Annotated in this window: 32 protein-coding genes and 1 pseudogene; 19 read left to right on the top strand and 14 right to left on the bottom strand. The window is 45.2% G+C overall.

Features of this window, described 5'->3' with window-relative positions:
* The first annotated feature begins 13 nt into the window (after positions 1-13).
* From F6K51_RS10045 to csaB, 12 genes are all read left to right on the top strand, one after another.
* The gene (locus F6K51_RS10045) at positions 14-1,375 is read left to right on the top strand and encodes a glycosyltransferase family 4 protein (protein ID WP_293019994.1); all 1,362 of its coding nucleotides are present in this window, start codon (positions 14-16) and stop codon (positions 1,373-1,375) included.
* Between the two features lie 84 nt (positions 1,376-1,459).
* Positions 1,460-2,611, top strand: coding sequence for a glycosyltransferase family 4 protein (locus F6K51_RS10040; protein WP_293019993.1), 1,152 nt, complete (start codon positions 1,460-1,462; stop codon positions 2,609-2,611).
* An 801-nt stretch (positions 2,612-3,412) separates the two neighbouring features.
* On the top strand, positions 3,413-4,039 hold the full coding sequence (locus tag F6K51_RS10035) for a hypothetical protein (RefSeq protein WP_293019992.1): 627 nt from the start codon (positions 3,413-3,415) through the stop codon (positions 4,037-4,039).
* A 50-nt stretch (positions 4,040-4,089) separates the two neighbouring features.
* Positions 4,090-4,563, top strand: a complete 474-nt coding sequence (locus tag F6K51_RS10030; protein WP_293019991.1) for a hypothetical protein — start codon at positions 4,090-4,092, stop codon at positions 4,561-4,563.
* A 54-nt stretch (positions 4,564-4,617) separates the two neighbouring features.
* Positions 4,618-4,782, top strand: a complete 165-nt coding sequence (locus F6K51_RS10025) for a hypothetical protein (RefSeq protein WP_293019990.1) — start codon at positions 4,618-4,620, stop codon at positions 4,780-4,782.
* A gap of 296 nt (positions 4,783-5,078) precedes the next feature.
* Positions 5,079-5,303 carry a hypothetical protein gene (locus F6K51_RS10020; RefSeq protein ID WP_293019988.1) on the top strand — a complete coding sequence of 75 codons (225 nt, stop codon included), beginning with the start codon at positions 5,079-5,081 and terminating at the stop codon, positions 5,301-5,303.
* Positions 5,304-5,401: 98 nt separating this feature from the next.
* Entirely contained in the window at positions 5,402-5,548 is a 147-nt protein-coding gene (locus F6K51_RS10015) for a hypothetical protein (protein WP_293019986.1), read from the top strand.
* Between the two features lie 417 nt (positions 5,549-5,965).
* On the top strand, positions 5,966-6,658 hold the full coding sequence (locus F6K51_RS10010) for a hypothetical protein (protein WP_293019984.1): 693 nt from the start codon (positions 5,966-5,968) through the stop codon (positions 6,656-6,658).
* Positions 6,659-6,709: 51 nt separating this feature from the next.
* Positions 6,710-6,865 (top strand): hypothetical protein, encoded by a 156-nt coding sequence (locus tag F6K51_RS10005; RefSeq protein ID WP_293019982.1) that lies wholly within the window; start codon positions 6,710-6,712, stop codon positions 6,863-6,865.
* A 465-nt stretch (positions 6,866-7,330) separates the two neighbouring features.
* The gene (locus F6K51_RS10000; protein WP_293019980.1) at positions 7,331-7,510 is read left to right on the top strand and encodes a hypothetical protein; all 180 of its coding nucleotides are present in this window, start codon (positions 7,331-7,333) and stop codon (positions 7,508-7,510) included.
* A gap of 242 nt (positions 7,511-7,752) precedes the next feature.
* Positions 7,753-9,282 (top strand): YifB family Mg chelatase-like AAA ATPase, encoded by a 1,530-nt coding sequence (locus F6K51_RS09995; RefSeq protein ID WP_293019979.1) that lies wholly within the window; start codon positions 7,753-7,755, stop codon positions 9,280-9,282.
* 192 nt (positions 9,283-9,474) lie between these two features.
* Positions 9,475-10,518 (top strand): polysaccharide pyruvyl transferase CsaB, encoded by a 1,044-nt coding sequence (gene csaB / locus F6K51_RS09990; protein WP_293019978.1) that lies wholly within the window; start codon positions 9,475-9,477, stop codon positions 10,516-10,518.
* Here the strand turns inward: csaB and F6K51_RS09985 are convergent.
* The 8 genes from F6K51_RS09985 to F6K51_RS09950 form a co-directional block, all read right to left on the bottom strand.
* Positions 10,448-10,672 carry a hypothetical protein gene (locus F6K51_RS09985; RefSeq protein WP_293019976.1) on the bottom strand — a complete coding sequence of 75 codons (225 nt, stop codon included), beginning with the start codon at positions 10,670-10,672 and terminating at the stop codon, positions 10,448-10,450. The genes csaB and F6K51_RS09985 overlap by 71 nt on opposite strands.
* A 204-nt stretch (positions 10,673-10,876) precedes the next feature.
* A complete protein-coding gene (locus F6K51_RS09980; RefSeq protein ID WP_293019974.1) occupies positions 10,877-11,389 on the bottom strand; it encodes a hypothetical protein in 513 nt (170 codons plus the stop codon).
* Between the two features lie 2 nt (positions 11,390-11,391).
* Positions 11,392-12,642, bottom strand: a complete 1,251-nt coding sequence (locus tag F6K51_RS09975) for an ATP-binding protein (RefSeq protein ID WP_293019973.1) — start codon at positions 12,640-12,642, stop codon at positions 11,392-11,394.
* On the bottom strand, positions 12,635-13,576 hold the full coding sequence (locus tag F6K51_RS09970; protein WP_293019971.1) for a cobalamin-binding protein: 942 nt from the start codon (positions 13,574-13,576) through the stop codon (positions 12,635-12,637). Before F6K51_RS09970 ends, F6K51_RS09975 begins: the two co-directional genes overlap by 8 nt.
* Before the next feature lie 3 nt (positions 13,577-13,579).
* Positions 13,580-13,720 carry a hypothetical protein gene (locus F6K51_RS09965; RefSeq protein ID WP_293019970.1) on the bottom strand — a complete coding sequence of 47 codons (141 nt, stop codon included), beginning with the start codon at positions 13,718-13,720 and terminating at the stop codon, positions 13,580-13,582.
* A 228-nt stretch (positions 13,721-13,948) separates the two neighbouring features.
* Entirely contained in the window at positions 13,949-14,284 is a 336-nt protein-coding gene (locus tag F6K51_RS09960) for a XisI protein (RefSeq protein WP_293019968.1), read from the bottom strand.
* Positions 14,272-14,688 carry a XisH family protein gene (locus F6K51_RS09955; RefSeq protein ID WP_293019966.1) on the bottom strand — a complete coding sequence of 139 codons (417 nt, stop codon included), beginning with the start codon at positions 14,686-14,688 and terminating at the stop codon, positions 14,272-14,274. The genes F6K51_RS09960 and F6K51_RS09955 overlap by 13 nt, the downstream gene beginning before the upstream one ends.
* A 302-nt stretch (positions 14,689-14,990) precedes the next feature.
* Entirely contained in the window at positions 14,991-15,242 is a 252-nt protein-coding gene (locus tag F6K51_RS09950) for a hypothetical protein (RefSeq protein WP_293019964.1), read from the bottom strand.
* A 114-nt stretch (positions 15,243-15,356) separates the two neighbouring features.
* Between F6K51_RS09950 and F6K51_RS09945 the strand changes: the two genes are divergently transcribed.
* On the top strand, positions 15,357-15,797 hold the full coding sequence (locus F6K51_RS09945) for a hypothetical protein (protein ID WP_293019962.1): 441 nt from the start codon (positions 15,357-15,359) through the stop codon (positions 15,795-15,797).
* A gap of 335 nt (positions 15,798-16,132) precedes the next feature.
* On the opposite strand, the gene F6K51_RS09940 is transcribed toward F6K51_RS09945, so the two are convergent.
* The 4 genes and pseudogenes from F6K51_RS09940 to F6K51_RS38395 all read right to left on the bottom strand — a co-directional run.
* Entirely contained in the window at positions 16,133-17,206 is a 1,074-nt protein-coding gene (locus F6K51_RS09940) for a glutathione S-transferase family protein (RefSeq protein ID WP_293019960.1), read from the bottom strand.
* 136 nt (positions 17,207-17,342) lie between these two features.
* A complete protein-coding gene (locus tag F6K51_RS09935; protein ID WP_293019959.1) occupies positions 17,343-17,543 on the bottom strand; it encodes a hypothetical protein in 201 nt (66 codons plus the stop codon).
* A gap of 61 nt (positions 17,544-17,604) precedes the next feature.
* Complete coding sequence (locus tag F6K51_RS09930; protein WP_293019958.1) at positions 17,605-20,034, bottom strand: penicillin-binding protein 1A; 2,430 nt, start codon at positions 20,032-20,034, stop codon at positions 17,605-17,607.
* 319 nt (positions 20,035-20,353) lie between these two features.
* Positions 20,354-20,452: pseudogene (locus F6K51_RS38395) on the bottom strand (four helix bundle protein); the annotation flags it as partial.
* 174 nt (positions 20,453-20,626) lie between these two features.
* On the opposite strand from F6K51_RS38395, the gene F6K51_RS09925 reads away from it, so the two are divergent.
* Both F6K51_RS09925 and F6K51_RS09920 read left to right on the top strand, forming a co-directional pair.
* Positions 20,627-22,243: a radical SAM protein gene (locus F6K51_RS09925; protein WP_293019957.1), complete on the top strand. Its 1,617-nt coding sequence runs from the start codon at positions 20,627-20,629 to the stop codon at positions 22,241-22,243.
* 163 nt (positions 22,244-22,406) lie between these two features.
* A complete protein-coding gene (locus tag F6K51_RS09920; protein WP_075904896.1) occupies positions 22,407-23,027 on the top strand; it encodes a class I SAM-dependent methyltransferase in 621 nt (206 codons plus the stop codon).
* A 134-nt stretch (positions 23,028-23,161) separates the two neighbouring features.
* Here F6K51_RS09920 and F6K51_RS09915 read toward each other — a convergent pair whose 3' ends face one another.
* Both F6K51_RS09915 and F6K51_RS09910 read right to left on the bottom strand, forming a co-directional pair.
* The gene (locus F6K51_RS09915) at positions 23,162-23,770 is read right to left on the bottom strand and encodes a CDP-alcohol phosphatidyltransferase family protein (RefSeq protein ID WP_293019955.1); all 609 of its coding nucleotides are present in this window, start codon (positions 23,768-23,770) and stop codon (positions 23,162-23,164) included.
* Positions 23,771-24,232: 462 nt separating this feature from the next.
* Positions 24,233-24,616 carry a hypothetical protein gene (locus tag F6K51_RS09910; RefSeq protein ID WP_293019953.1) on the bottom strand — a complete coding sequence of 128 codons (384 nt, stop codon included), beginning with the start codon at positions 24,614-24,616 and terminating at the stop codon, positions 24,233-24,235.
* A gap of 118 nt (positions 24,617-24,734) precedes the next feature.
* On the opposite strand from F6K51_RS09910, the gene F6K51_RS09905 reads away from it, so the two are divergent.
* The 4 genes from F6K51_RS09905 (at position 24,735) to F6K51_RS09890 (ending at position 26,060) form a co-directional block, all read left to right on the top strand.
* On the top strand, positions 24,735-24,914 hold the full coding sequence (locus tag F6K51_RS09905) for a hypothetical protein (RefSeq protein WP_293019951.1): 180 nt from the start codon (positions 24,735-24,737) through the stop codon (positions 24,912-24,914).
* Between the two features lie 157 nt (positions 24,915-25,071).
* Complete coding sequence (locus F6K51_RS09900; RefSeq protein ID WP_293019949.1) at positions 25,072-25,278, top strand: hypothetical protein; 207 nt, start codon at positions 25,072-25,074, stop codon at positions 25,276-25,278.
* A gap of 141 nt (positions 25,279-25,419) precedes the next feature.
* Entirely contained in the window at positions 25,420-25,776 is a 357-nt protein-coding gene (locus F6K51_RS09895) for an SH3 domain-containing protein (RefSeq protein ID WP_293019947.1), read from the top strand.
* A 110-nt stretch (positions 25,777-25,886) separates the two neighbouring features.
* Positions 25,887-26,060, top strand: coding sequence for a hypothetical protein (locus tag F6K51_RS09890; RefSeq protein WP_293019946.1), 174 nt, complete (start codon positions 25,887-25,889; stop codon positions 26,058-26,060).
* Positions 26,061-26,070: the final 10 nt, after the last annotated feature.

The raw sequence follows: 26,070 nt of genomic DNA, 5'->3' as shown, positions 1-26,070 counted from the left end.
GCGCTTTGGGGAGATGGGGAGATGGGGAGATGGGGTGAAGATGTGGTGGTTTTTCAGGTTTTTTCCTAATTGGAAAATAGGCAATTTAAAGGCACAGCAGCTTACCAATTTAATTGATAGCGTTGATCATACTTATCAGGTACATTCAATTTTTTTCCCGCTACTCCCTACTCCCTACTCCCTACTCCCTACTCCCTACTCCCTTTGCTTTAACAAACACTATCGAGGCTATAGTACTGTGAAAACACTTCAAATTGGTATGGGTTGGTTCCCTGAACAAGCAGGAGGACTCAACCGAGTTTATTACGATTGCACTCGTTACTTACCCCAAGCTGGTGTGGAGATGCATGGCTTAGTGGCAGGCTCAACCGCTGTATCTGAAAACTCCGGTGGTCAAGTCCAAGCCTTTGCTAGCCATAAATCCCCTCTCTGGCAACGCTGGAGCGGTATCCGACAAACGATGCATCGAGTGCTGAAGGAGGAAGACTACCCCCTAGTAGTGTCCCACTTCGCTTTATATACCTTTCCAATTCTCGATCAATTAGACAGTCGCCCAATGGTGATGCACTTCCAAGGGCCTTGGGCCTTAGAAGGGCATGTAGAAGGCAGCAATACCGTTGCGACTCGCTTAAAATGGATGCTAGAGCGGGTGACTTACAAACGGATAGCTAAGTTTATCGTACTTTCTGAGGCTTTCCGCAACACCTTGCACCAAGAGTATCATATCCCACTAGAGCGCATTCACATCATTCCTCCGGGGGTTGATACCGAGCGTTTCGACACCACCATTACACCCCAGGAGGCACGGTCAAAACTAGGCTGGTCTCAAGAGCGACCAATTATCTTAGCTGTGCGACGGTTAGCTAAACGCATGGGCTTGGAAAATTTAATTGCAGCAGTGGATCAGGTGCGTAAGCGCTATCCAGACGTGCTGCTACTGATAGCGGGTAAAGGCACACTGATGCCAACCTTGCAAGCACAGATTGAAGCATTAGGACTGACTGACCATGTCCGCTTGTTGGGTTTTGTGTCGGATCAAGATTTAGCCCTAGCTTACCGTGCTGCAAGTTTCTCAGTTGTGCCAACCGTGGCATGGGAAGGCTTTGGTCTGATTGTTATTGAGTCATTGGTGAATGGAACGCCAGTTCTAGGAACACCTGTAGATAGTATTCCAGAGATTCTACAGCCTTTTTCAGAAGACTTATTGTTTGAAGGGACTTCTGTTGATCAACTTGCTCAGGGCATGATCGAGGTATTTTCTGGTCAGCGTCAACTCCCTAGCTCTGAGGCTTGTCAAGCTTATGTTCATGAGCACTATACTTGGCCGGTGATTGCTCAACGAATTAAATCTGTTTATCAAGCTGCCATCGATTAATCAACATTTAGCTCAGATCAGTTATCAGATTAGTCTCTGAGCTTTTGCACGTTTGAAACACTCTTTTTTGGACTACCCACTCTTATGAAGCGCCGTCGAGTCCTTTTTGTCGATCATGCCGCCGTTTTGGGCGGAGCTGAGTTGAGCCTGCTGGATCTGGCCACTGCCTACCGGGACACCAGCGAAGTACTACTGTTTGCCGATGGCCCGTTCCGGGAACGGCTGGAAGCTGCACAGGTGAAGGTCAAGGTCATACCTGCACCCCAAGCCATCTTATCCGTAAGGAGTTCAGGGGGAATGAGCGCCGCTCTCAAGGCATTACCTCCCCTGTGGTGGATGGCTTGTCGAATAGCAGCAGTTGGACGTGAGTTTGAGCTAGTACACGCCAACTCCCAAAAAGCGTTCATTGCTGCTGCGATCGCAACATTGATGGGCGGTCCTGCAGTGGTTTGGCACCTGCGAGATATTGTGACCGCACCACACTTTAGCTCCCTCAATCGTGCGATAGCCGTTTTCCTAGCTAATCGTCTAGCATCTCAAGTATTGGTCAATTCTCGTGCTACTGGTGAAGCCTTTATCGCTGCTGGGGGACGTGAAGACCTAGTAACACTGGTTTACGGCGGTATTGGTTCAGACCCCTTCGATAATCTCGCATCGGATCAATCAGCTCAAATCCGTGACCAGCTCGGCATTGGTGATGCTCCACTGGTTGGTTTATTCAGTCGGCTATCTTACTGGAAAGGTCAGCATATTTTACTAGAAGCCTTACAGGAACTCCCCAATGTACACGCCCTGTTGGTTGGTGAAGCGCTATTTGGTGAAGCAGAATACACCTCACGGCTCAAAGCCATGGCTGCCGCACCAGAACTTGCTGGTCGTGTTCACATGCTGGGATTTCGCAATGACGTGCCAGCATTGATGTCTGCTTGCGATATTGTAGTCCATACCTCTACTGAACCGGAACCCTTTGGTCGGGTGATTGTCGAGGGTCAGTTGGCAAAACGACCCGTAGTTGCTGCTGCTGCTGGTGGTGCAGTGGAGTTAATTCAGGATGGCGTGACTGGTCACTTGGTACCGCCAGGAGATCCAGTAGCACTGGCTAAGGTCATTGGTAATTTGCTCAGTGATCCAAGCGCTGCAGATAGGCTAGCCAAGGAGGGTTATATCCATGCCAAGTCTACTTTTTCCCTGGAATCCCTGTTGATGACCTTTGACCAAGCTCTGAACAAAGTATAGCGCAGCGCTATACCATCAATCCTAGTTTCACATTTGATTTGAAAACGCTATAAACGCCAGGGTAAGGGCAAGAATCAATAAGGCAGGATTTTTATAAAAAATATTGATAATAAAAATCAATAGTGTTGAGCATCAAGGCTTAATATTGTCTTAATCCTTGCCCTACATCACATTTTGGCTCAATTTTTCTTGCGCTTACCCTGCATGTATCCCCCGGATATTCAGGTGTTTGAATAAGCTGATCATGCTCTTGTGCTTATTGACCAGGCATTTTACACATATAGTGTTTTTTTTATTAAAAAAACACTATATATATGATTCAGAAAATTAGATGCGTTTACCCTGTGGTTATATTCCATTTGTTATAATAATTGTTATCATAAAAAAAACTTATAGGCAAGAGGGAGAGACGAAGGGAGGATAAGCGTGTAAAACGTGTAAAAGTGGTAAGAGGGGTAAAAGGAGTAAGAGGGGTAAGAGGGGTAAGTTTGACAATCTAATACATATTGCTGTCTGATATTTCCCAATATCTGTCATCATCTCAGTTTTATTAACTAATAAATAGCAATAGGTATGTAAATTGCTATCATAAAGGTCGCCTACTGATAACCAGGCTAAGGGCAAGAAAAATTGAGCCCAAATGTGATCTAGGGCAAATATTATGAAAATATTAAGCTTTTATTTTTAGCACTTTTCAGGACTATTGCACTTTATTATCAATATTGTTAAGGGTAATACCTGTCAGTATTCATTCTTACGCTTACCCTGCTACTGATCAAGCTCTAGATTGCTTGTTTAATCATGGTGCAACCATCCATTGAATCAAATACCTCAACACATACCTCAACTTTTCCCAGATCGATTGACATTGCAACTGTGTGCGTCTACGGCATTGGCATTCTATCTGCTGGTCTATTCCTGTTTTTACCTGTTGTTAGTTTGTTAAGCCCTAGCCCCTGGCAACGGACAATGGGAGCTATCCATGGGTCTGCTGCGATGTTAGCAGTGCTGGTTATTGCCTATGCAGGACATCTGGCTTTTCCTTTGTTAAGAGGGTCTGCTAAGATCTTGCCCCAAGTCCGCACATTGACCTTTTGGTCATCTTGCTTAGCTTTTTTGGCAATCGTTTCTGGTAATTGGGCCTATATGCGCTACCGTGCTCCTCTGGGGGGTGCGCGCGCCTGGATCAGAGAAAATACTCCGCTGGTTCATTACCTATTCATGGAGTATCACGAATTTACAGTCCTGTTTACTCTGCCGCTGGGAGTTGCCTGCACCTGGGTTCTCTGGAAATATGGCGACTCAATTTTAGAGAAGAAAAACCGTCCTGTACTAGCAGCTACCAGTATTGCCTTGATGGCGATGATGTTTTTCGCCCTGGGTGGTTTTATTAGCGGACTCAATGTCGCTAAAACCCATGGTCTATAGCTGTTTTTTGTTTTTAAAATTCTTTCTCTGTAGAATATTGCTCAAGAAAAATGTCTCAACACTCCTCTCAAGACCTTTCTACTCAACCTCTATACAGCCAATTTTGGACACAGCTTAAACAATTTCCAAAGGGTTTAGCCTCTGGCTCTAAATCTCCCCCAACGCTCTCTGGACCAGCAGCAGCGGCATTGCTTAGCGCTGCATTTAGTTGTTTCCTGTTAATGGTTAACCAACACCTAACATCCATTTACAAAGTTTGGAACAAAATTGTTTGGGATCTAGGGGGTTGGATTCCAGGCAGTCGGAATCCAGATCCAATTTATGGCGAGATCGGCAGCTACTCTGGCAAAGAAACGGTAATGCTAGTAGGATGGCTTCTCAGTTGGTTTATCTTGGCTCAACTTTGGCAGAATCGCCAAGTCCAGGCAAAGACCCTGATCTTTTGGCTATTTACGTTCATCGCCGCTGCCACAATTATGAACTGGCATCCAATTTTTCCCTATTTACCGCTCATGCCTAAGTAGCACTGACATATCTAACACCGCAGTAAGGATTCAGCCCTTAGCGGTCAGCGGTCAGTGGTCAGCGGTCAGTGGTCAGTGGTCAGTGGTCAGTGGTCAGCGGTCAGCGGTCAGCGGTCAGCGGTCAGCGGTCAGCGGTCAGTGGTCAGCCATTCGTGTAGCGTGAGTCTTGGCCAAGGCCAAAAGGCCACGCTACGCGAATGGCTGAAAGCTCAATACTGAATACTGAAAGCTGTTCGGTGTAGCGTGGGCGTAGCGTATTAGCTGATAGCTGAATACTGAAAGCTGTTCGGTGTAGCGTGGGCGTAGCGCATTAGCTGATAGCACCTCAAGTAGCGTGGGCGTAGCGCTTAAGCTGATAGCTGAATACTGAAAGCTGTTCGCCTAGCGTGGGCGTAGTGCATAGGCTGATAGCACCTCAAGTAGCGTGGGCGTAGCGCTTAAGCTGATAGCTGATAGCTGAATAGTTACACACGGCACATATGTGACAAGATTACAGATCTGACAACAGAGGTACTATGCAACAATCAACAACAACAGTTAAGCTCACAAAAAAAACAGTATCGATCCAGGAACTACATAAGTATGTAATTTGGGGTGTTGGTATCTGGATCATCTTTGTATTGACCTTTGTGAGCGCCTACTATCGAGTCAGTAAAAGTGAGAAATTTGACGGCATGCCTTACAAAACTCTCACAGATGAAGATTCCCAAAAACCTGCTGAATCTTATCCAAATAACTAAACCCAACATCCTGTGCTGGGTGCGGCAATAGCGCACCCAGGTCTAGGTGTAAAAAGTTGGGCGTTGCTTAATAATGGAATGATTTTAAGAGTTTTTAGGTGCGCTTTCCGCATCTAATTATTAAATTCGCCACGGGTCGCACCTGTGGAATAGGCATCTTGCCGTGGAATGGGCATCTTGCCCGTTATAGCGCTACGCGCAAGTCAGAAGTTAGAAGTCAGAAGTCAGAAGTAAGCTATGACTAAGTTTGCTGAGTTTAGGAATGTCCTAAGCTTAATGCGTAGTGCTATACAATCTTCGGGCGGGCAGGATGCCCACTCTACTCCTATTCATTGCTCTATTCAGCAACGCCAAAAGTTGCGCTAAGTCAATCACAATCTGTGGCAGGTGTTGCTGAATTGAAGTGTGAATGCGCGATCATTTGATTTTGCTAAAGTCCCGGTTGGTTAGGGCTTTCAGCTTGTTAATAAATGTTTCGCCAGCGGTATCAAAATTAAGGGGCTAGGGGAGCACAATCATAGCCATAATCAGCAACACCATGAAGTCAAAACAACAACAACTTAATGACCAATGAGTAATTACCAATGAGTAATTACCAATGACGGATGTCAATAAAATTTAGATGTGTTTGCTCTGTACTAACCTGTACTAATTAATTAATCATGAAAAAAAGGAACAGCATCAAAGGGTTTAGTTTCATTAGTTCTGCTGTTGTCGCCTTAAGCCTTGCTCTTGTGGGATTGCAAAGCTCGTCCCCAGAAGCAAAAGCACTGACGATTGAGGGTGACTCTACTGCCGCAGAACTATTGAGTACTTTGCAAAAAGGGGGTCATGTCATTTATTTTAGACACGGAAATGCTGTCAGAAATGTGCGACCAGATGCGGTTGACCAATTGCCTGACCAGTTTCAAGAGTGTTTAGATCCTGGACGACCCTTAAGTGCTGATGGTTTGGTCGATATGCAGAATGTTGGAGAGCATTTTAAACAGCTCAACATCCCTGTAGGTAGAGTCCTGGCAAGTCCGGCTTGTCGCTGCATCGAAACACTTTGGTATGCTTTCAATGAGGATGTGGCGGAGATCGAAGTTGTCAAAAGCCTAAACGCTATTCCAGACACACCCAGTTATGATCCAGTAGGGCTTTGGAAAAATCTTCATGAGATGCTACAGACAGTCCCCAGGGTAGGGACGAATACGGTTTTATCTGCCCACAGTACAAACATTAAGGCTCTAACTGGTTTAAAGGTCGCTCAGGGAGAAGCAGTAGTATTTCGACCGGATGGGAAAGGGTGGTTTGAGTTAGTGGCTCGCATCGAACAAGATGATTGGCAATCGCTTCCTCCAGAAATCAGATAAAGTGAGAAGGCGACAAACTTGGACATGAAAGCAACCCTTGAGCCCACGAGTGTGAGACTATGCCTACAACCTCCCGATGGCGGGAGGTTGAGTGAATCTAATCCTCTACGCGATTGCGCACCGGCGCACGCTACGCGATCGCCCATAATTCCCCTGGAACTCCTTCCCAACCAACTCCCAACTCCCCAAACGAAGTTTTCTCAATAGGCGGAAACCGGCCTTTAGAATTAAACTGTGATTGATGTGATGGATTTTTCAAAAAGCGTTCGGGAAACGGTTCTTTTGGAACATCGCCAGTTAGTGAAATCATACCGTGATTTAGCAACGCCGGTAAAAAAAGCTGGTATTTCGTTCAGATGAGCAACGGTTGTGGTTGCCACGGGGCTTTGAAGGTGCGAACACAAGCCTGAGCACACAGCTTCTCCAACGGAAATTCCCCTTAAATAGGTACTAACTAGCTTGTCAGTACCTATTTAATAGGTACAGTACCTATTTCTTCCGCCAACGGGCATCTGGCCTTCGCCCAAGGCATTCGAGCCGCCCAGCGTTCCTTTCCTGGCGCAAGATACGACGAATCAGATCAATTCCTACTTGACGGTAGAAGGGGCTGTTGGATTAATGTCTTCCCAAGTAGTCCCTGGATTTTTGGTAATAGGTAATTGCTAATGGGTAATGGTCGTAAGATTACTGATTACTGATTACCGATTCCCGATTCCCGATTCCCGATTCCCGATTCCCGATTCCCGATTCCCCGAAAATCCTAGGTTACATCCCTGTTATGAACAGGATATCAGTATTTATGTAATTTTCCGGTTAAACTCTCCAGGCGATAAGCACTATACTTGCCTTTAAGTGAAGGTTTCTAAAAAGAGAAACGAAGGAAAAAGTGAGACTGGTAATAGGGAGATGGGGAGTTTTCCCACTCTCCCCTTATTTTATTCAGGACTTACGCATTTGCCCCCTAAATACCCCAATTCTGGGGGACTTTGACATCATTACCCCCCAGAATTGGGGGGCTAGGGGGGCGAAAGACACTTAACCGCGTAAGTCCTCTTATTTTTTCCTTGTCCCAAAACACGTATCAGGCTAACACTATGCTGGCTAGGGTTTGGAGTGGTTCAATTATCGGCATTGATGCTGTAAAAGTAGGGGTTGAAGTAGATGTGTCCGGTGGCTTACCGGGAATTGTAGTCGTTGGTTTACCGGATACCGCTGTCCAAGAGTCGCGAGAACGGGTGAAAGCAGCACTGAAAAATGCTGGTTTTGCCTTTCCGATACGCAAGATTGTGATTAACCTGACCCCGGCTGACTTACGGAAAGAAGGTCCTAGTTTTGATTTACCGATCAGTGTTGGTATTTTAGCGGCATCGGAACAGTTAAATCCTCAGTTATTGGGAGACCACCTATTTCTCGGAGAAGTGTCCCTTGATGGCAGTTTGCGACCTGTGGCTGGTGTACTTCCAATTGCTGCGGCAGCAAAGCAAATGGGAATTACTGGGTTAGTGGTTCCTGCTGACAATGCTACAGAAGCTGCAGTGGTGAATGGCATCACTGTGTATGGATTTGAGCACCTATCAGATGTTGCTGATTTCCTTAACCAGCCAAACCGCTATTCACCGGTAGAGATTGATAGCGTGGGGCAGTTGCAAGTAACCCAGTCCACTGCACCGGATTTGAAGGATGTTAAAGGTCAGGCTCATGGGCGTCGAGCGTTAGAAATTGCTGCGGCTGGGGGACATAATTTAATCTTTGTCGGTCCTCCTGGCAGTGGTAAAACGATGTTGGCGCGACGATTACCGGGAATTTTGCCACCGTTGAGTTTTGCTGAAGCTTTGGAAGTCACTCAAATTTATTCTGTTGCTGGCTTATTGAAAAATCGCGGCAAACTGATCTGCGATCGCCCTTTTCGCAGTCCCCATCATTCCGCCTCTGGCCCATCTCTTGTGGGTGGTGGTAGTTTTCCGAAACCGGGAGAAATTTCCTTAGCCCACCGGGGAGTTCTATTTTTAGACGAGTTGACAGAATTCAAGCGCAATGTCTTAGAGTTCCTACGCCAACCTTTGGAAGACGGACAAGTCACTATTTCCCGCACCCGCCAATCGGTACAGTTTCCTGCTCAGTTTACCTTAGTGGCTAGTACCAATCCCTGTCCCTGTGGATACTTTGGTGACCCGATCCAACCTTGCACCTGTTCCCCTCGCCAACGGGAACAATATTGGTCGAAGCTATCAGGACCATTAATGGATCGCATTGATTTACAAGTAGCTGTGAATCGGCTTAAACCTGAAGAAATCACTAGAGAGTCTACAGGAGAAGAATCAGCACCGGTGCGAGAACGAGTCCAAGTCGCACGCGATCGCACTCATCACCGCTTCCACACTGAACCCACTCTTCATTGCAATGCTCAGATGCAAAGCCATCATCTACGTCGATTCTGTAAATTAGATGATACTTCCCGTAATGTATTAGAAGGGGCTATTCGCAAACTTGGTCTTTCTGCTAGAGGCACCGACCGTATTCTCAAAGTTGCCCGTACCATTGCCGACCTGAGTGGTGATGATGACCTTAAAACCCAACATGTTGCTGAAGCCATTCAATATCGTACTATTGATCGGATGCAATAAGCTCCAATCAGGGGCAATTGATGGGTTAACGGATCTAACGGATGGCACTATAGCTTGTAGGGTGGGCAAAAATAGTTTGGTTATGCGTGAGTATTCTAGATAATATTACTTTGCCCACCCTACTTTAATTGGCATTTTTTTTACACTCACGGATGGGAATATAGGGAGTCGTAGGCAGGACGAGTTGAAGGCATGAAGCAAGTCAAAGCAGTTTTATGTGGATATTACGGCAAGGGCAACGGTGGCGATGAAGCCTTGTTAGCGTCACTGCTGCAAATGCTCCCAAAGTCAGTGAAGCCGATAGTCCTTTCCGGTAACCCTAGTCAAACTCGTCAGCGCTATGGAGTAGAAAGTTGCGATCGCATGTCTACCCTACCAGTGCTCAAGGCCATGCGCTTTTCGGAACTATTCATCTGGGGGGGTGGTAGTTTAATCCAAGATGTGACTAGTGCCGCTAGTCCTCTCTACTACTGTGGTTTAATGGGATTAGCTCAAAGGATGGGTCTGAAAACCATTGCTTGGGCCCAGGGGGTTGGTCCAATTAAGCGTCGGCTGATTGGTTGGCTAGCCCAGCGGTCCTTCACCGGATGTACAGCAGTCAGTGTCAGGGATTATGGCTCAGCGACACTCCTAGCGGATTGGGAAATTCCGTTTATTATGGCTCCCGATCCAGTTTGGGCATTAGACTCCAAACCTGTACCAGGATTGTGGGATTTACCAGCACCAAGAGTAGCAGTTACTTTGCGATCGCATTCTACCCTAACTCCCAAACGCCTGAATAATCTGACCCATGCCTTAGTGGATTTTCAGAAAGCGACACAAACCTGTATTTTATTAGTCCCTTTCCAAGCTTCCCGAGATTTGACCATTGCTCAATCTATTGCGTCTCAGTTAACCGGTCCCCATCAGATCTTTTGTATAGAAGACCCTAGAGAATTAAAAGGATTATTTCGCGGGGTGGAAATGGCGATTGGGATGCGCTACCACAGTTTGATTATGGCAGCAGCGGAAGAATGTCGATGTTTTGCCCTCAGTTATGACCCTAAAGTTAACTACTTGATGGAGCAACTGGATTTACCTGGATGGGATGTTGCTAGTTTACCAGATGACCCAAATGTGATTAGTAAAACCTGGCTAGAACACTATGCTAATGGTGAACCATTGACTAAAGACCAAATTCAGTCATTGGTAGACCGGGCAAGGATGCATCAGGATCTGCTGATGACAGTTTGTTAATTGTTAATTTTCCAAAGGGAACAGGGAGTAGGGAGTAGGGAGTAGGGAGTAGGGAGTAGGGAGTAGGGAGTAGGGAGTAGGGAGTAGGGGTAGGTTTTTTACATTTAGGGTTAAACAGGGAGTGTGGGGCGGGGGCGCGGGGGGAAAATATCAAGAGGAGATAAGAGGAGATATAGCACTACCCATTAAGATTAGGAGGAAGTGAAAATAACCTATAGTGTGAGGATAAAATACTAATGCCGCGATCGCATTCTCAAAGGTTGGTGGGCATTGCTTTGGTGAATTCGGGCAGGTAGGGGAGTGGGAAACAGGCAATGCTCACCCTACAAAATGCGTAAGCACTTGTCACGCCCTCAGCTCATCTACTTCTCCTGCGTCTGGGAATTGGGGCTGGTGTAGTGGGTTGGTATGCCTTAAGTCCATGATCACCAGTAAGAATCTCCACCTGGCAACCAGTTTTTGCGTAGAATTCTGCTACAGTTTTGATGGTAGCATCACCTATTGAAACTTTTTGTGCTGCGAGTTGAGACCATTCGACTGCTAACTTTTTCAGTCCTTGAGCGTCCCAAAGCACTGACTGATCAGTGAAAGCTGCCCAAGGTGTTTTTTCATCTGCTGCTTTCTCCATAATCTCAGCTAAAGCTTGGGCAGTTTCATACCTTTTTATTCTAGCTTGAGCAATATGATTACCAGTTTCAATAATAGCAGCCAAGGGTAGTACAAATGTTGTCGATGCTTTTTCTTCTGTTTCCAAAAGCTCAACAACTCGCTGCTTATTCCATTTATTATTACCAGACCCACAAGTCTCTTTTCCAGGAACTTCCAAGTAAACGCAGAGAATCGATGTATCGATAATCAGAACCTTACTCATGTCTATAGTGGCTTAGGATCAGAAATATTCCTTTCAATAGCTCCTTTAGTCACTAGGTTACCCAAGGAACCAGATGCCATCAATTTAGGTAAATTATCAATAGTTTCTAGAAGGGTGAGTGTGCTTTCTCCAGTTTTTGAATCCCGGTGTGCCACAACTACGAAGGGAATCATTTCTGGTCCTAAAGCATCTAGCAAAGCCGGATTGTGAGTAGTGACTAATATGTCTATTTTTCTCTTTTCTCCAATTTCTTTGAGCATGTTTATCAGCAGATGTAACCTAGAGGGATGCAATCCAGTGTCTACATCTTCAATTACTAATTGACTCCCTTCTGGTCGTGTGATCAGTGCGGTAATAATTGCTAAAAAATGCAGGGTTCCATCCGACATTCCTCGGGCATCAATTTCTGTAGTTTGACCAGGTTTCCATTCTTCCTTACAGTAGAGCATAGCATCTGTACCAAACTTTCCTACTGGTTCCGCCCAAACTTCCTGTATATCTCGTTCTGGCAGATATTTCAAGTAAGCAGATACCGTTGAGTCAAACTCGTCTTTTTGCTCTTTAGGTAATGCGGCTAGCACACCAGCAATATTAGAGCCATCACTCTCAATGCGATCAGAAAGGGGTGAATAGTTCCGCATTCTGGCAGGCATAGGATTAAAAATAAAAATATTTTCTATAATTCTACAAACGTTTATAATTATATTTTTCATATCGGCATTATAGTTTATTCCCCTAAGTCTACTCAAAATAGAATTAGAACCTTTCAAGAAATTTATCAACAAAATTTGTTCTTGATCTACCAATTTAATATGAATATCTTTATCTTGAGTTCTAGGATAAGATATTTGGAACAAACTAGTTTGAGTAAGGATTTGATTACTATCTGGTGAATAGACCTGGCGAATTAGAGATTCATTAGCTAACTGAACACTTGGTTTGGTTTCTACTGTAATACTATAAAGGTAATCGGTTTCATCATCCTCTCCCTCAACCACAACTTTCAAGGTAAAGTGAGATTCTGGCTTGAGTGACGCCCACTCTACTCCACCTCGAATCCCAGGAAACGCAGCATCCCCTGCCAAAGCCGATCGAATCTCCTTTCCAAACACTATTCGTTTGAAAAATTCCAAAGCATCAATTAGATTAGATTTTCCACTAGCATTCGTCCCGATCAACACAGTCAGGGGATCAATCGGGAGTTCTGCATAACGGAAGCTTTTCCAATTTTCCAGGATAAGTTTCTTAAGCATTTCCTACCTCAAACCTTTCCCAAGCAGTGCCTTGATAACCAAAAGTGAACAGGTCTGGATGCAAAATTTCTGCTATCATTTCTACTGAATCGACTAGTCTTGGTCCTGGACGATTGAAATACGCATTACCATCAGTAACAAAAACCTTACCCTGGCGTACGGCTTGCAAACTTGACCACTGCAAATGGTGAGCCATCTGTTGGGTTTCTTGTTTTGTGCGTTCCAAATCAAAGCCGCAAGGCATTACAATAATTACGTCTGGATTAGCTTTTACTAAAGCATCCCATTCCAGATAAGGCGAATGTTTACCTAAAGCCCCAAACAGAGGATTACCACCTGCAATTGTCACTAATTCAGGAATCCAGTTACCAGCAGCCATCAGAGGATCAGTCCACTCAATGCAAGCAACAGTAGGGCGGTCATTTTCCGACATTTCCTGTGTCTTTTGCCTACAGGTTTCCACGCGAGACTGTAATTGGTTCAGTAGAGATTGTGACTCTACTCCCAGGATGACAGCAACTCGCTCAATATCTGCCCAAACTTCAGTTAGCAAGTTTGGCTGCAAGGAAATTATCTGAGGCTGGCTATTAGTAAGCTTGGCAACTGCTTTCTCGACCACATCGAAGTTCACAGCACAGACATCACATTGATCTTGAGTAACAATGTGGGTTGGTTGCAATTGTTCTAAAACATCAGTTTTTACTTGGTAAACACTCAAGGCACGTTTTACCAGATTGTTTATATCATCATCAATCTCAGCACTAGGTTTGTCGCTGTTGATTTGAGCCTCGGTGCAGACAGGTCGATTTTTGATGGTTGCGGGATAGTCGCATTCGTGGGATCGCCCCACAATGGCATCAGCTAATCCTAAAGCGGCCACAATTTCTGTGGCACTGGGGAGCAGAGTAACAATTCTCAGGTTTTGTGAAAGCATAGTTTAGAGGTTGATAAGTTCAGGATATAAATAGTCAATAATAGGGAAAAGGGAACAGGGAACAGGGAGTAGGGAACAGGGAACAGGGAGTAGGGAACAGGGAACAGGGATTAGGGAACAGGGAACAATATTATCACAATTCATTTAGCTTTTGTAGGGTGGGCAAAGGTCGATGATTCCTAATATAATTGCCAAATTTTCAATATTTGCCCACCCTACCCCACTGATAGCTGTTCGCGTAGCGTGCGCGTATCGCATTGGCTCTTGTCAGGTGGGCAAAGGTCGATGATTCCTCATTAAATTGCCAAACTTTCAATATTTGCCCACCCTACCATGCTGACCGCTGACTGCTGACCGCTGACTGCTTATAAATTAACCAACACCATAGTCCGTATATTGCCGAAATTCTGGTGCTTGAAACCCCAGCACAATATCGTCCTTCGCTACCCCTCTCTCCACAAGTTTTTGGGCTATTCTCATTTCCGTCATATTTTGTTCAATCCAAATCTTTCCCTTCTTAATATCCAAGTGTAAAACACAACCATAGACCCGCCGATAGCCATCCCATCCCACAGTCATTACCATGTAGTGGTCTTGTTTGGTATCAAAAACCGTGTAGCAATCAATCACTCCATTGGCGATGGGAATGGCAGCATAATCCGTCAACAACGACTGAATGATCTGGCGATAATACTCTAGGTTATCCATTGTACAATTACCTCTTGAATCGGGTCATAAATTATTTGTTTAATCTGATATATTTCTAATAAAAATTGGGTAAATTCGCGCTTGAAAAAAGCTTCATAAGCAATCACAGGCACGGCTAAATATAGAATACGAGTTGGATCATTGATTTCTAAGGCAAGCCGATAATTCAAAAACTGTCCTAATGCAGCATGGTAAGCTGTTAGTGGCGAATCACTCAAGAAGGTTTTAATCTCTACTGCAATTTTTTCTTGGCCTCGCTCTGCTGCTAACAGTTGCTCCGCACCTAAATCAATTTCAAACTTGGTTCCGCCTACTTCCAGTCGCAACGGATCATCAGTAATCTTCCACTGCTCTTTTTCTAGGGCGATTCTAACCGCAGCATGAAATTTATCTTTGGCTGCCATTGTTATTTTTTTGTAGTTTACTTACAATCATAGAACAATTCAGATTCCAGTGCGATCACTAATAGTAGACCCCTTGCCAAAGTAGTATTCTGATACTGTTATTGATGTAGTCGCTCAAGTCGGGAACCCCATCAGTGCCATTCGGCTATATTATCAAGATCAGCGTAGGCATTTGGGATCGCACTAATCCGACCCCATGCAGTTATAGTGCCTGATAGCTGATAGCTGACGCCGGCAGGTTCGGGGGTTGGTTTCAAGCAATGCCCACCCTACTAAATCCGTACTACAACATGCGATCGCTTTTAGCGGAAGCTTCGCTTCATCGCGTAGCGTGACCATTCGCACCTCAAGCAGCGTGGCCAGAGGCCAAGCGTGGCCTTTTGGTCAAGGTCAATCGCGTAGCGGCTCCAAAGGAGCATCGCACTAGAAAAATCTCCTGAGCCGGAGCGTGGAGCTAGGAAAGATGGTGAAGGTAAAACAGTTCTTGAGTTTTCGGTGATGACGCAGGGAGTTAAACTAGGAAAATTTGTGGCATTCAATGGAGATGCCGCCATTCACACTCAGGCTTTTGCTGCCCTAGAGAGTCTTGAAGGGAAGTGTGGGAGGTGTGCTAAGTTGGGACAGTTTGGGAAGTTTGGGAAGTTTGGGAATTCGACTAATTTATAGTTATGAGAAATCCTAAAAAGCAGTTAAATATATTATCATTGACTCACTACATGTTTGGGGGATTTGTCGGATTTTACTCCCTGTTTATACTAATGTTGTATATCCCTTTTGGTCTGTTCATGATTGGTGCAACTGACTCAATTCCTCCAGACTTATCAGGAGAGTTATCAGAGTGGTTTAAGTTATCACGAAATGTCTCATCGGACTTGCCTGGATATTTGCTGGTCATTTCTGGTGCCATACTTTTCATCCTTGGAGAAATCTTTGCTTTTGCTATCATTATCTCTGGATATATGCTCAGAAAAAGCAAGAATTATTGGTTTTCGTTTATGATAGCTTGCCTACTCTGCTGGTTCAGACCATTTGGCACACTTGTTGGAGTTTTAACGATTGTTGTTCTATCTCGCCAATCGGTAAAAAAATTATATCCTTTTAAGTATTAAAAGGGAATAGGGAACAGGGAATAGGGAATAGGGAGTAGGGAGTAGGGAGTAGGGAGTAGGGAATAGGGAACAGGGAACAGGGTAGCTAAATTCTGACAATGCATTTAGGTGCCCTATAGTATTAATTGCATTGGATGCGTTCGCGTAGCGTGGCCAAAGGCCATCGCACTCAGCTGTTAACCCTTACAGTAATTGCAACTATAGCGGTTATCATAGTGTAAGAATACGCTGATAGCTGATAGCTGATAGCTGATAGCTTTCTTCATAGTAATCAGATAAACAAAATTGTTTCCCTATTCCCTATTCCCTGTTCCCTACTCCCTACTCCCTACTCCCTACTCCCTACTCCCTACTCCCGACTCCCGACTCCCGACTCCCGATTCCCTACCATGAGGTTTAAGGAGGCTAGTCAGATCAGGGCCACTGGGAATAATTCCACCTGGATTGAGGGGGAACAGATTGCCGTAGTAATCCCGCTTGACATCCTCCAAGCTACAAGTATCAGCAACTCCAGGAAGCTGATACAAGTCACGCAGGTAGGGGCCTAAGTTATCGTAGTCCTGAATTCTGAAACGGTTGCACTTGAACAATCCATAATAGACCACATCAAAACGGAACAGAGTGGTAAATAGACGCACATCTGCCAGAGTTACCCTATCCCCACACAGGTATCTACTGGTCTCCAGGGCTCGATCAATCTTATCCAAGGTTGTGAATAGCTGATCGCAAGCTTTCTCATAAGCCTCTTGGGTCTGGGCAAAACCGCAGCGATAGACTCCATTATTCACCGTGTGGTAGATGGTCTCATTCCACCCATCAATGGTTTCCTTCAGTTCCTCTGGATAAAGGTCTAGGGTAGGATTAGTAGCGAACTCATTGAACTGTGAGTTCAGCATTACGATAATTTCTGCACTCTCATTGTTGACAATGGTTTTGCTCTGTTTATCCCACACCACTGGAACTGTGCAACGACCGTTGTAGCCTGTTTTTGCCAGCTCGTAAAGTTCAGGAAGGGTATCGCAGCCTTCTTGCTGCTCATTAAATACCCAAATCCCCTGATTTGAGGAAGGAGACGCAATGAATACCGGTATTGCGTCTTGGAGTCCCTTGAGTGCCCTGACGACGAGAGTGCGGTGCGCCCAAGGACAACCTAGTCCTACATAAAGACAGTAGCGTCCTGCTTCGGGTTGGTAAGGATTCTCTGGTTCTGTCCCGATAAAATTCCTAAACTCGCTGGCAGGGCGAATGTACTCTCCAGAATTATTCCGTGGAGCCAGCTTCGACATCATCATTTGCCAGAGAGTTGTCCAGACAAATTTTCCCAACCTGATGATCAGTGTTGGGGGGAGTGACTTGCCTTTCTTCTTAGTTTCAGCAGCTCCGGTCATGATGGTCATTTGGTAAGACATCTCTAAGATACCAACAAATTCTGACCAGTGGCCTGATTCCCCTAATAGGGCTAAAAAAGAACCGTGACTTACGGTGTTGAAGCCACGGTTCTTTTTCAGTCAAATCTTCCGGTTTTCCCAACCAAACTAACTTCTGTTAGGATTGGTCTCCCTTAGAATTATCCTCTGGATCATCGATCTTTGGTACCCAATTAGGAGTGTCTGACCCTTCCCAACCAGCAGGACGTTTAGAGTTGTACCAAGCAATCGAGCCAATCACAACTGCTGCCACAAAACCCACAACATACACTAGGGTAAACCACAAGGGAAAACTGCCTGCTTCCATCAATACATACATAGCCAGTTTAGATTTTCTCGTATTTCGGTTATCGTACCATCCAGCATGATGGCTTCGATACCTACTTTCTAGCTGCTGGGGGAGCTAACGGACCTCCTGCTGGCTTGCGTTGAGGCTTAGGACGAGCCACCGGCTTGGGAGCAACTCTGGGTGCTGGTGCTGGTCTGCGCCTTGCTCGTGCTGGTGCATACCTGCGCTTGGCTGGTGCTGACCGTCTCGGGGCAGTGTTTCTAGGCGTATAGCGTCTGGTGGTACTTTTACGGGGATAAGACCGTTTAGTTGTAGCTTTGCGACGGTAATACCGTTTGGGTTGAGAGTTCTTCCTAGACACCCTGACCCGACTACTACGCCGCCGTGTAGAACTGGCTCTTCTGGTTGAACTAGCTCTTCTTGAACTCGTTCTTCTCCTTGACCGAGTTGTGGAAGCGGTAACGGTAGTGGGAACAAATTTTTTGTTAATAACTCGTTTGGGTTTAATCGGCTGAGCTTCAATGGTAGCTTCCCGACCTGATAACTTCCTGGGGCGCTCAGTAAAGGACTCACGGTCTAAGTCTTCGATTACCTCCAACATGAACTGACGCCAGGTGGCAGCAGCAGTTGCACTAGAACCCTTGGTAGGCTTATTATCATCATTACCTAACCAAACCCCAGCTACTAATTGGGGAATATAGCCCACAAACCAGAGGTCACGGGCATCATCCGTAGTACCGGTTTTTCCAACTGCTGGTCGTCCAATTTGAGCCGCTGTTCCGGTACCCCCGGTAACCACACCCCTGAGCATCCAGGTCACAATGGCTGCTGTTTCTGCATCAATAGCTCGCTCACCCTCGAGTTTGTGGTCATAAATCACGTTACCGTGCTGGTCAATAATGCGGCGAATCCCATGAGCATCGTGGTGAATGCCTTGGGCGGCTAAGGTCCCATAGGAATTGGTGAGTTCTAACAGGTTTACCTCAGATGCTCCTAAGGCTAGGGAGTAGGTGGGATGGAGTTTGGATTTAATCCCCATTTTTTGAGCTAGTTTAATGATCGGCTCCCAGCCCACATCCACTAGGGTTTTTACGGCTACCACATTCACCGAAGAAATCAGGGCATCCCGCACTGAGATCGAACCCCGGAATCTCTCACTGTAGTTCTTAGGTTCGTAACCATCTACTATATATCCCGCATCCATATAGCCTTTATAGGGAGACATCCCTGTTGCTACTGCTGCGGCATACACGAATGTTTTGAATGTAGAACCGGGCTGACGCTGAGCTTGGGTGACCCGATTGAGGTAATTATTGCTATCTAGGTCATTAAAATCCTTACCCCCGACCATGGCTTTGATCTGACCATTGCGGGGATCGACGGCAACTAGTGCAGCTTGTCCAAACCGTTGGTACCGACCATAGGTTTTCATGGTCTTTTGGACAGCAGTTTCAGCAGCATCTTGCCACTCTAAATTAATTGTAGTTTCAATAGTCAGCCCTTTCTGAGCCAGTACTTCTTTGGAAACGTATTTGGGCAATTCTTGTTGGATGTATTCAGTGAAATAGAATGCTTTACGCTCCAGTCGCTTCGGTTGGCTTGGCTTAATACTCAGGGGCTCGGCCATGGCTTTGTCGGCTTCAGCCTGGGAGATGTAGCCATTTTCCAACATCCGCTGCAATACTACATCACGACGCTCTTTGGCTGCTTTTTGCCTAGAGCTATTGATTTTGCCCTCAAACAATGGCGAGTAAACACTAGGAGCTGGAGGTAATCCCGCCAGTGTTGCTATTTCTCCCAAGGTCAGGTCTTTTACGGGTTTACTAAAATAGACCCAAGCCGCATCAGCAATGCCGTAAGCACCGGAACCCAAATAGACTAAGTTTAAATAGCGCTCCAGGATTTGATCTTTGGTCAAATCCTGCTCAATTTTCTGCGCCATGCGCATTTCTTTGAGTTTCCGTACGATGCTGCGTTCGTGATCAAAGTAGACAATTCTAGCGAGTTGCTGGGTAATCGTGCTACCTCCTTCTACTACTCCCCCAGCTTTCAGGTTAGCCACAGTAGCACGGAGAATACCCTGGGAATCTACCCCTTTATGCTCTTTAAAGCGTTGGTCTTCAATAGCAATGAAGGCTTCAATCAGGGTTTCGGGTATTTCCCAAATCTTGAGGGTCTCATGGGTAGCTGGCCCAATTTGCTGGATAATAGTGCTATCGGCAGCTTTGATGGTGATGGTGTCATCTCGAACATAGGTCAAGACATCCTTAGTAGAATCTGGCAGAGAGCTTTCTAGCTTTTGCCAACCCCAACCCAATGCGATCGCACTGCCACCCACCCCTAGTCCGATCCAAAACCAGGAGCGACGATAGATTGCTTTTGGTCCGATTAGCGGTTTGATAACCGTAGTAGATACACGCTTGATTCCGTTTAGAGTTTGGGCAACTACCCTCGACCGCTTCCGCCGTCTTGGCTTTGATGAGGGGGGCTTGCCATTATTAGACACAGCACTCCTATTCAAATCCGATTTCTCCGTCAGTTTCTTTGAGGGATTCGGAGGGTGGTGGCTATGTCGATCTTGGGGCTTCGGGGAAAATATTGACACATCAACTCCTTAGCAATACAAAAGCAGCCATAACTTGTTGTCTTATAACTTGTTGTCTATTTTAGGGCTATAAATCTTAAATTTAGTGAATCTGTCACTTTTTTCTTTCTGCTTGCCTAAAATCCGGATTTATACGTACTAGGTAAGCATTCAGCTATCAGCATTCAGCTATCAGCTTTTGAATAAAACAGGTAAGCATTCGGATAATGCTGAGTTACCTCTGCTGGGATGGGATTCATAGTCTTTGGCTAATAGTTAAGTTAAGATCTTCTGCCAGTAACAGGTGATCTTCAAGTTCACTGGCTGAACCCATAGCAATTTGAAGGAAACGGGCTAGTTCGGCAACTCCGTTGCCTTAAGCATTAAGCTAACTGCTGACAGCTGACGGCACCTCAAGTAGCACCATCTGTAGCGCATATGCTTACTCATGAACCAAAGCATAATAGAAATAATAAAATAAACGTTATTTTTTGCTATTGTTCAACATGATTCGTCAACTTTAAACCCTGTGGTATTTTCCTCCGAGCGTCTTCTGTTTACACCAGCCACTCCTGACTCCAATGCCATTCCTACTATCTTTGCCTTTCCTAATCAATACAACGTCGGTATTACTAGTCTTGGCTATCAGATAGTGTGGGCATCTTTAGCCTTGCGCCCTGACCTAATGGTCAGCCGCTTCTTTACCGATTACCATGAGCCATTACCGAGACAGCCAGAATTACTAGGTTATTCTATATCATGGGAATTGGATTATGTCAATATCTTAGCGGGATTGGAATTTTTGGAGATACCCCTATACTCAGCACAACGAGACTCTAGCCATCCCCTAGTGTTTGGTGGCGGTCCCGTGTTAACGGCTAATCCAGAACCCTTTGCTGACTTCTTTGATGTGATTTTGCTCGGAGATGGGGAAATCCTGCTAGATAATTTTATCGATGCTTATCAAGAGGTTCGCACTGCTGAACGTAATACTCAACTGCAGCATCTGGCCCAAGTCCCTGGAGTTTATATACCCAGTCTATATCAGGTAACCTACCATGACCTAACGAGTGCGATCGCATCCATTCAACCAGTGTCTGATCAGATTCCTGCCACGGTATCTAAACAGACCTATCGGGGCAATACCCTGTCTGCTTCCACAGTGGTCACCGAAAAAGCCGCTTGGGAAAACATCTACATGGTAGAAGTGGTGCGCAGTTGTCCAGAGATGTGTCGTTTCTGTCTGGCCAGTTACCTGACGTTACCATTTCGTACTCCTAGCGCTATCGATTCGTTGATTCCAGCTATAGAAAGGGGATTAAAGGTAACAGACCGGATTGGCTTACTGGGAGCATCCGTCACCCAGCATCCCGAGTTTGATGTTTTGTTAGATTACCTAAATCAGCCACAATACAACCATGTGCGCTTGAGTATTGCTTCAGTGCGAACCAATACAGTTACCGAAAAGCTAGCCCAAACCCTAACTAAACGGAACACCCGTTCCATTACGATTGCAGTGGAAAGTGGCTCACAACGGTTGCGCGAGATTATTAATAAGAAGCTCACTAATGACCAAATTATCCAGGCAGCAGTCAATGCTAAAGCAGGGGGATTAAAACGTCTGAAACTCTACGGGATGGTAGGAGTTCCCGGAGAGGAAATAGCAGATGTTGAAGAAACTGTAGCGATGATGGAACAGATTAAGAAAGCAGCCCCCGGTCTAGGCTTAACCCTCGGTTGCTCCACCTTTGTTCCCAAAGCTCATACACCCTTTCAGTGGTTTGGTGTCAATCCCCAAGCCCAGAAGCGCCTCAAGTTGTTGCAGAAAAAATTGCGATCGCAAGCCATAGACTTTCGACCAGAAAGCTACAATTGGTCAGTAATTCAAGCACTCATTTCCCGAGGAGATCGTCGCTTATCCCAACTCTTAGAACTAACCAGGCATTATGGGGATTCCCTAGGCAGTTTCCGCCGTGCCTTTAAACAATTGCGAGGACAGTTACCTGAACTAGACTTCTACGTCTATACCGACTGGTCAACAGAGCAAGTCTTGCCTTGGAGTCATCTGCTTGGGCCACTTCCTATGGCCACCTTGCTTAAGCACTTAGGTGCTGCGACAGCCCTGGGGGTAGGGAATGGGGAATAGGGCGTGTGGGAAGTGTGTGGTGTCAGTTATTTTATTTGATAGGATATCTATTTGATCCGAAGTTCGCTATTCCCTACTCCCTACTCCCTACTCCCTACTCCCTACTCCCTACTCCCTACTCCCTGTTCCCTTTACTATTTATTACTGTTACTAATTACAACCTATGCTTGAGATATTCAATGAAATACAGAATACATGGCAGGATATAGTCCTACCTGTAGATAAAAGTAAAGATTGTTGGACAGTTAGCCAACAATTCCGTGATCATGTAAAACAATTTTTCCCGAAAAAAAAATCTACTTTATTAGAGGTGGGATGTTACAAGGGCTTGACCGCAAAGCACCTAGCTGATCACTTCACTCAATATCTGGGTTTAGATGTTAACGATAGGTACCTGAGAGTAGCAAGACTAAACAATCTTTTGAATTTTAATGTAAAATTCAAAAAATTTGATGTGTATAATTCTGATTGGAATGAGTTAACCTTTCCTGCTGATGTGGTTTTAATAGATGCACGTCACAAATACGAGTATATCAAACAAGATATTGATAACTGTTTAAAGCGATTTAAGAATGCATTGATCATTTTTGATGATTACGGAGCATGGGAAAGCGTCTTTAGGGCAGTTAATGAAGCGATCGATGAAGGTAAGTTAGAGGTAGTTAAAGAAATTGGAGTTGAGAAAGGCCAGCAACTGTGGCCAGATCAGAATAATCCATACTCTTACACACATTTTGGATCAGAAGGATTGATTTGCCGTAGTAGTAGAGCGGTTTTCAATTAGGTTAGGTTTTGAGGGAGTAGGGAGTAGGGAGTAGGGAGTAGGGAGCAGGGAACGACGACTGTTCCGAAGATTCCTGCTCCCTAAAACCTAGGATTAAATTACCTCACTCGTCCTGAGAACTGCTATATTATTCTTCAGCCAATCTTCTCCTGAATTTTTAATTTTGCAATCAAGGTTTGGCGTAAGTTGAATGCATGGAAGATGCTTAAAATATCACATTGCCACTCAGGCAAGAGCAACGTCATCCCAATCTCTTCTAAACTATTGAGCAGACAAAGGGCGATTGCGAACCACAGGGTTTTAGCATAGTCAAAACCAAATAATCCCACCGTGGCCACCAGTAGCGTTAACCCCCATATTTTCGCAGTGTAGGTATGGAAGCTAGGGAATTTTCTGAACTTGATTAGACTGATTGTGAACAAAGTAACTTGGGCAGCGATCGCTAACAATAAAGGGATTTGGAAATCTTTGATAACCTTGGGGTATACCAAGCAGGTGCTAATGGCAACGCACAAGTATAGACAGATATCTGCCCAACTATCTGCTTGACGAAGTTGGACTGTACTAACCTTTAATCGACGAGCAATGATGCCATCAAAAATGTCTGACAGTACGGCAATGATATAACCAATAATAAACCAATAGCTGATGTTACGATCCAGGGCATCTAAAAGGAGTAAGGGAGCAATTGCAAAGCGAATCCTAACTAGAAGGCTAGGAATATGTACCAGTTTGATCATCATCCTAAATTTGCTACCTCTAATTTTTACATTAAGACTCTAGGGAACCTAGTATCTATAACACGCCCTTATTGCCCACTAATTATGATTGGGCGCTGGCTTGATACTCCCTTATAAAGTATTAGCAGCACAGTTTACTCACAATAGGATCATAGACCAATTTCTCAATTGTCTGTACTAGCAAAGTGTTAACTATGGAAAAATAAGGTTTTATTTCCGTCAGCTTTAGAACTGCTGATCAACTGGCACTGTCTCCAATTACTGCAACTGTTATTTCGGTTTTACTACTAAATCAGAACCGTTGATGATTGAAGAAAAGAAATGAAAAAAGCAATGTTCTGATTAGCTACAGCTGCTGCAATTGCCGCTATTTCAGAGCATCGCGTTACTTTTGAGAGGGTAATCATGCGTACGCTTTACTGTGGAAAGGGTAATCATGGGATCACATTCCAGTTGACAGGGGAATTATGCGTTCGCGTAGCGGCTCTTTGCTGAGCATCGCATTCCAGTTGACAGGGGAATTATGCGTTCGCGTAGCGGCTCTTTGCTGAGCATCGCATTCCAGTTGACAGGGGAATTATGCGTTCGCGTAGCGGCTCTTTGCTGAGCATCGTGTAGCAGATCCATTGGAGTTACCCCAGCCAAGCTGCGTGACCAAAGCAAAACGGATTCAACCGTGTCTAGCAAAGTGCGAGAGCTACTCGATTTTTGGCATTGCTGAGGGGCGGAATGAATATGAGTGGGGTGGGCATCCTGCCCGCGCGAAAATGAAACGGGCAAGATGCCCGTTCCACGGCAAGATGCCCGTTCCACGGCAAGATGCCCGTTCCACAAAACTATTAAAATCATTCCATTATTAAGCAACGCCCAAAAAAAAGGTACCCTCAAGGGTACTGTGAAGCCAGAGTTAGATCTGACATTCTATAAATGTGTTGATTGAAATGAATTGCACCAAGAGGTAAACCCCATGGCTTACAAATACCATAAACCCTGTGTGTTCCAAGTTCCGATCAAATTAGAAGTACCCATTGTTCTCGACATCGCTGTCGCTGCTAAGCGCAAGTGTTTTGACAAATATGAGGAAATGGAGCTCGAAGAGGCCGAAGGTAGCGAAACTACTGAGTCACCCGAACCCGTTGGCACTTAGTACCTTTAGGAATATTTGACAGGAATCTCTGACGGCTGGCTTTGAAGTAGCTCATAGTAATTAATCCCTGAAACCCCCCTAGGCTGATCAAGCCAGGGGTTTTTTTTACCAGTCTCCTGCTGATATAGCGCTACGCGCAAGGGCATTGGCAAGAGGCATGCATGCTAGAGTTAATCAAGTAGCGATGCAGCATGGTTTTAGCGGTTTCCACTGCAGTTGCTCATCTCCCCATCTCCCCATCTCCCCATCTCCCCACACTCCCTACTCCCTATTCCCTACTCCCTATTCCCTACTCCCTATTCCCTATTCCCTATTCCCCGCCCACAAGACCAGCATAGACCAGTTTCTCAACTGTCTGTACTAGCAACAGTGTTAACTATGGAAAAATAAGGCTTTATTGGTGTCAGCTTTAGGACTACTAATAAACTGACACTGTCTCCAATCACTCCAACTGTTATTTCTATTTTACTAGTAAATAAGAAACGTCGATGATTGGAGAAAACAAATGAAAAAAGCAATCTTATTCCTAGCTACAGCTGCTGCAATTACCGTCCCGACAACTGAGGCTTTTGCTCAGCATACTTTTCCTAGTGAGCGTTCCCACTGTCTAGCCACCCTAACTGCTAACAACCCCAATTCTCGGATCACCTTACGTTCTGGAGCAGGAACTAATTATAGAAGCTTGGGTTATGGTTTAGTGGGTGATAATGTCTACGTCCTGACAGCAACTCCTCCAGAGCCAGATTACAAAATAGACAGCTTTGGCTATGGTTGGCACAGAGTAGGTTTTCCAGTAAGTGGAGCCAAAGGATGGATTCGCGACGATTTACTCAAGGTCGAATGTGCTCCCATTAATGATTAAGTAGGTCTATAGGGAAAAAAGGTACCCTCAAGGGTACTGTGAAGCCAGAGTTAGATTTGACATTATATAAATGTGTTGATTGAAATTAATTACAGCAAGAGGTAAAACCCATGGCTTACAAATACCATAAACCCTGTGTGTTCCAAGTTCCCATCAAATTAGAAGTGCCCATTGTGCTCGACCTAGCTGTAGGTGCTAAGCGTAAGTGCTTTACTAAGTATGAGGAAATGGAGATCGAAGAGAACGGAGCGGTTACTGAGCCAGCTGAACCCGTTAGCACTTAATCTCTTTTGG

It is taken from the genome of Moorena sp. SIO3I8 (assembly GCF_010692325.1).
In the GTDB taxonomy this organism is placed as follows: Bacteria; Cyanobacteriota; Cyanobacteriia; order Cyanobacteriales; family Coleofasciculaceae; genus Moorena.
The sequence above is the reverse complement of the archived record's forward strand: the minus strand, read 5'-3'. Positions and strand labels throughout refer to the sequence as shown.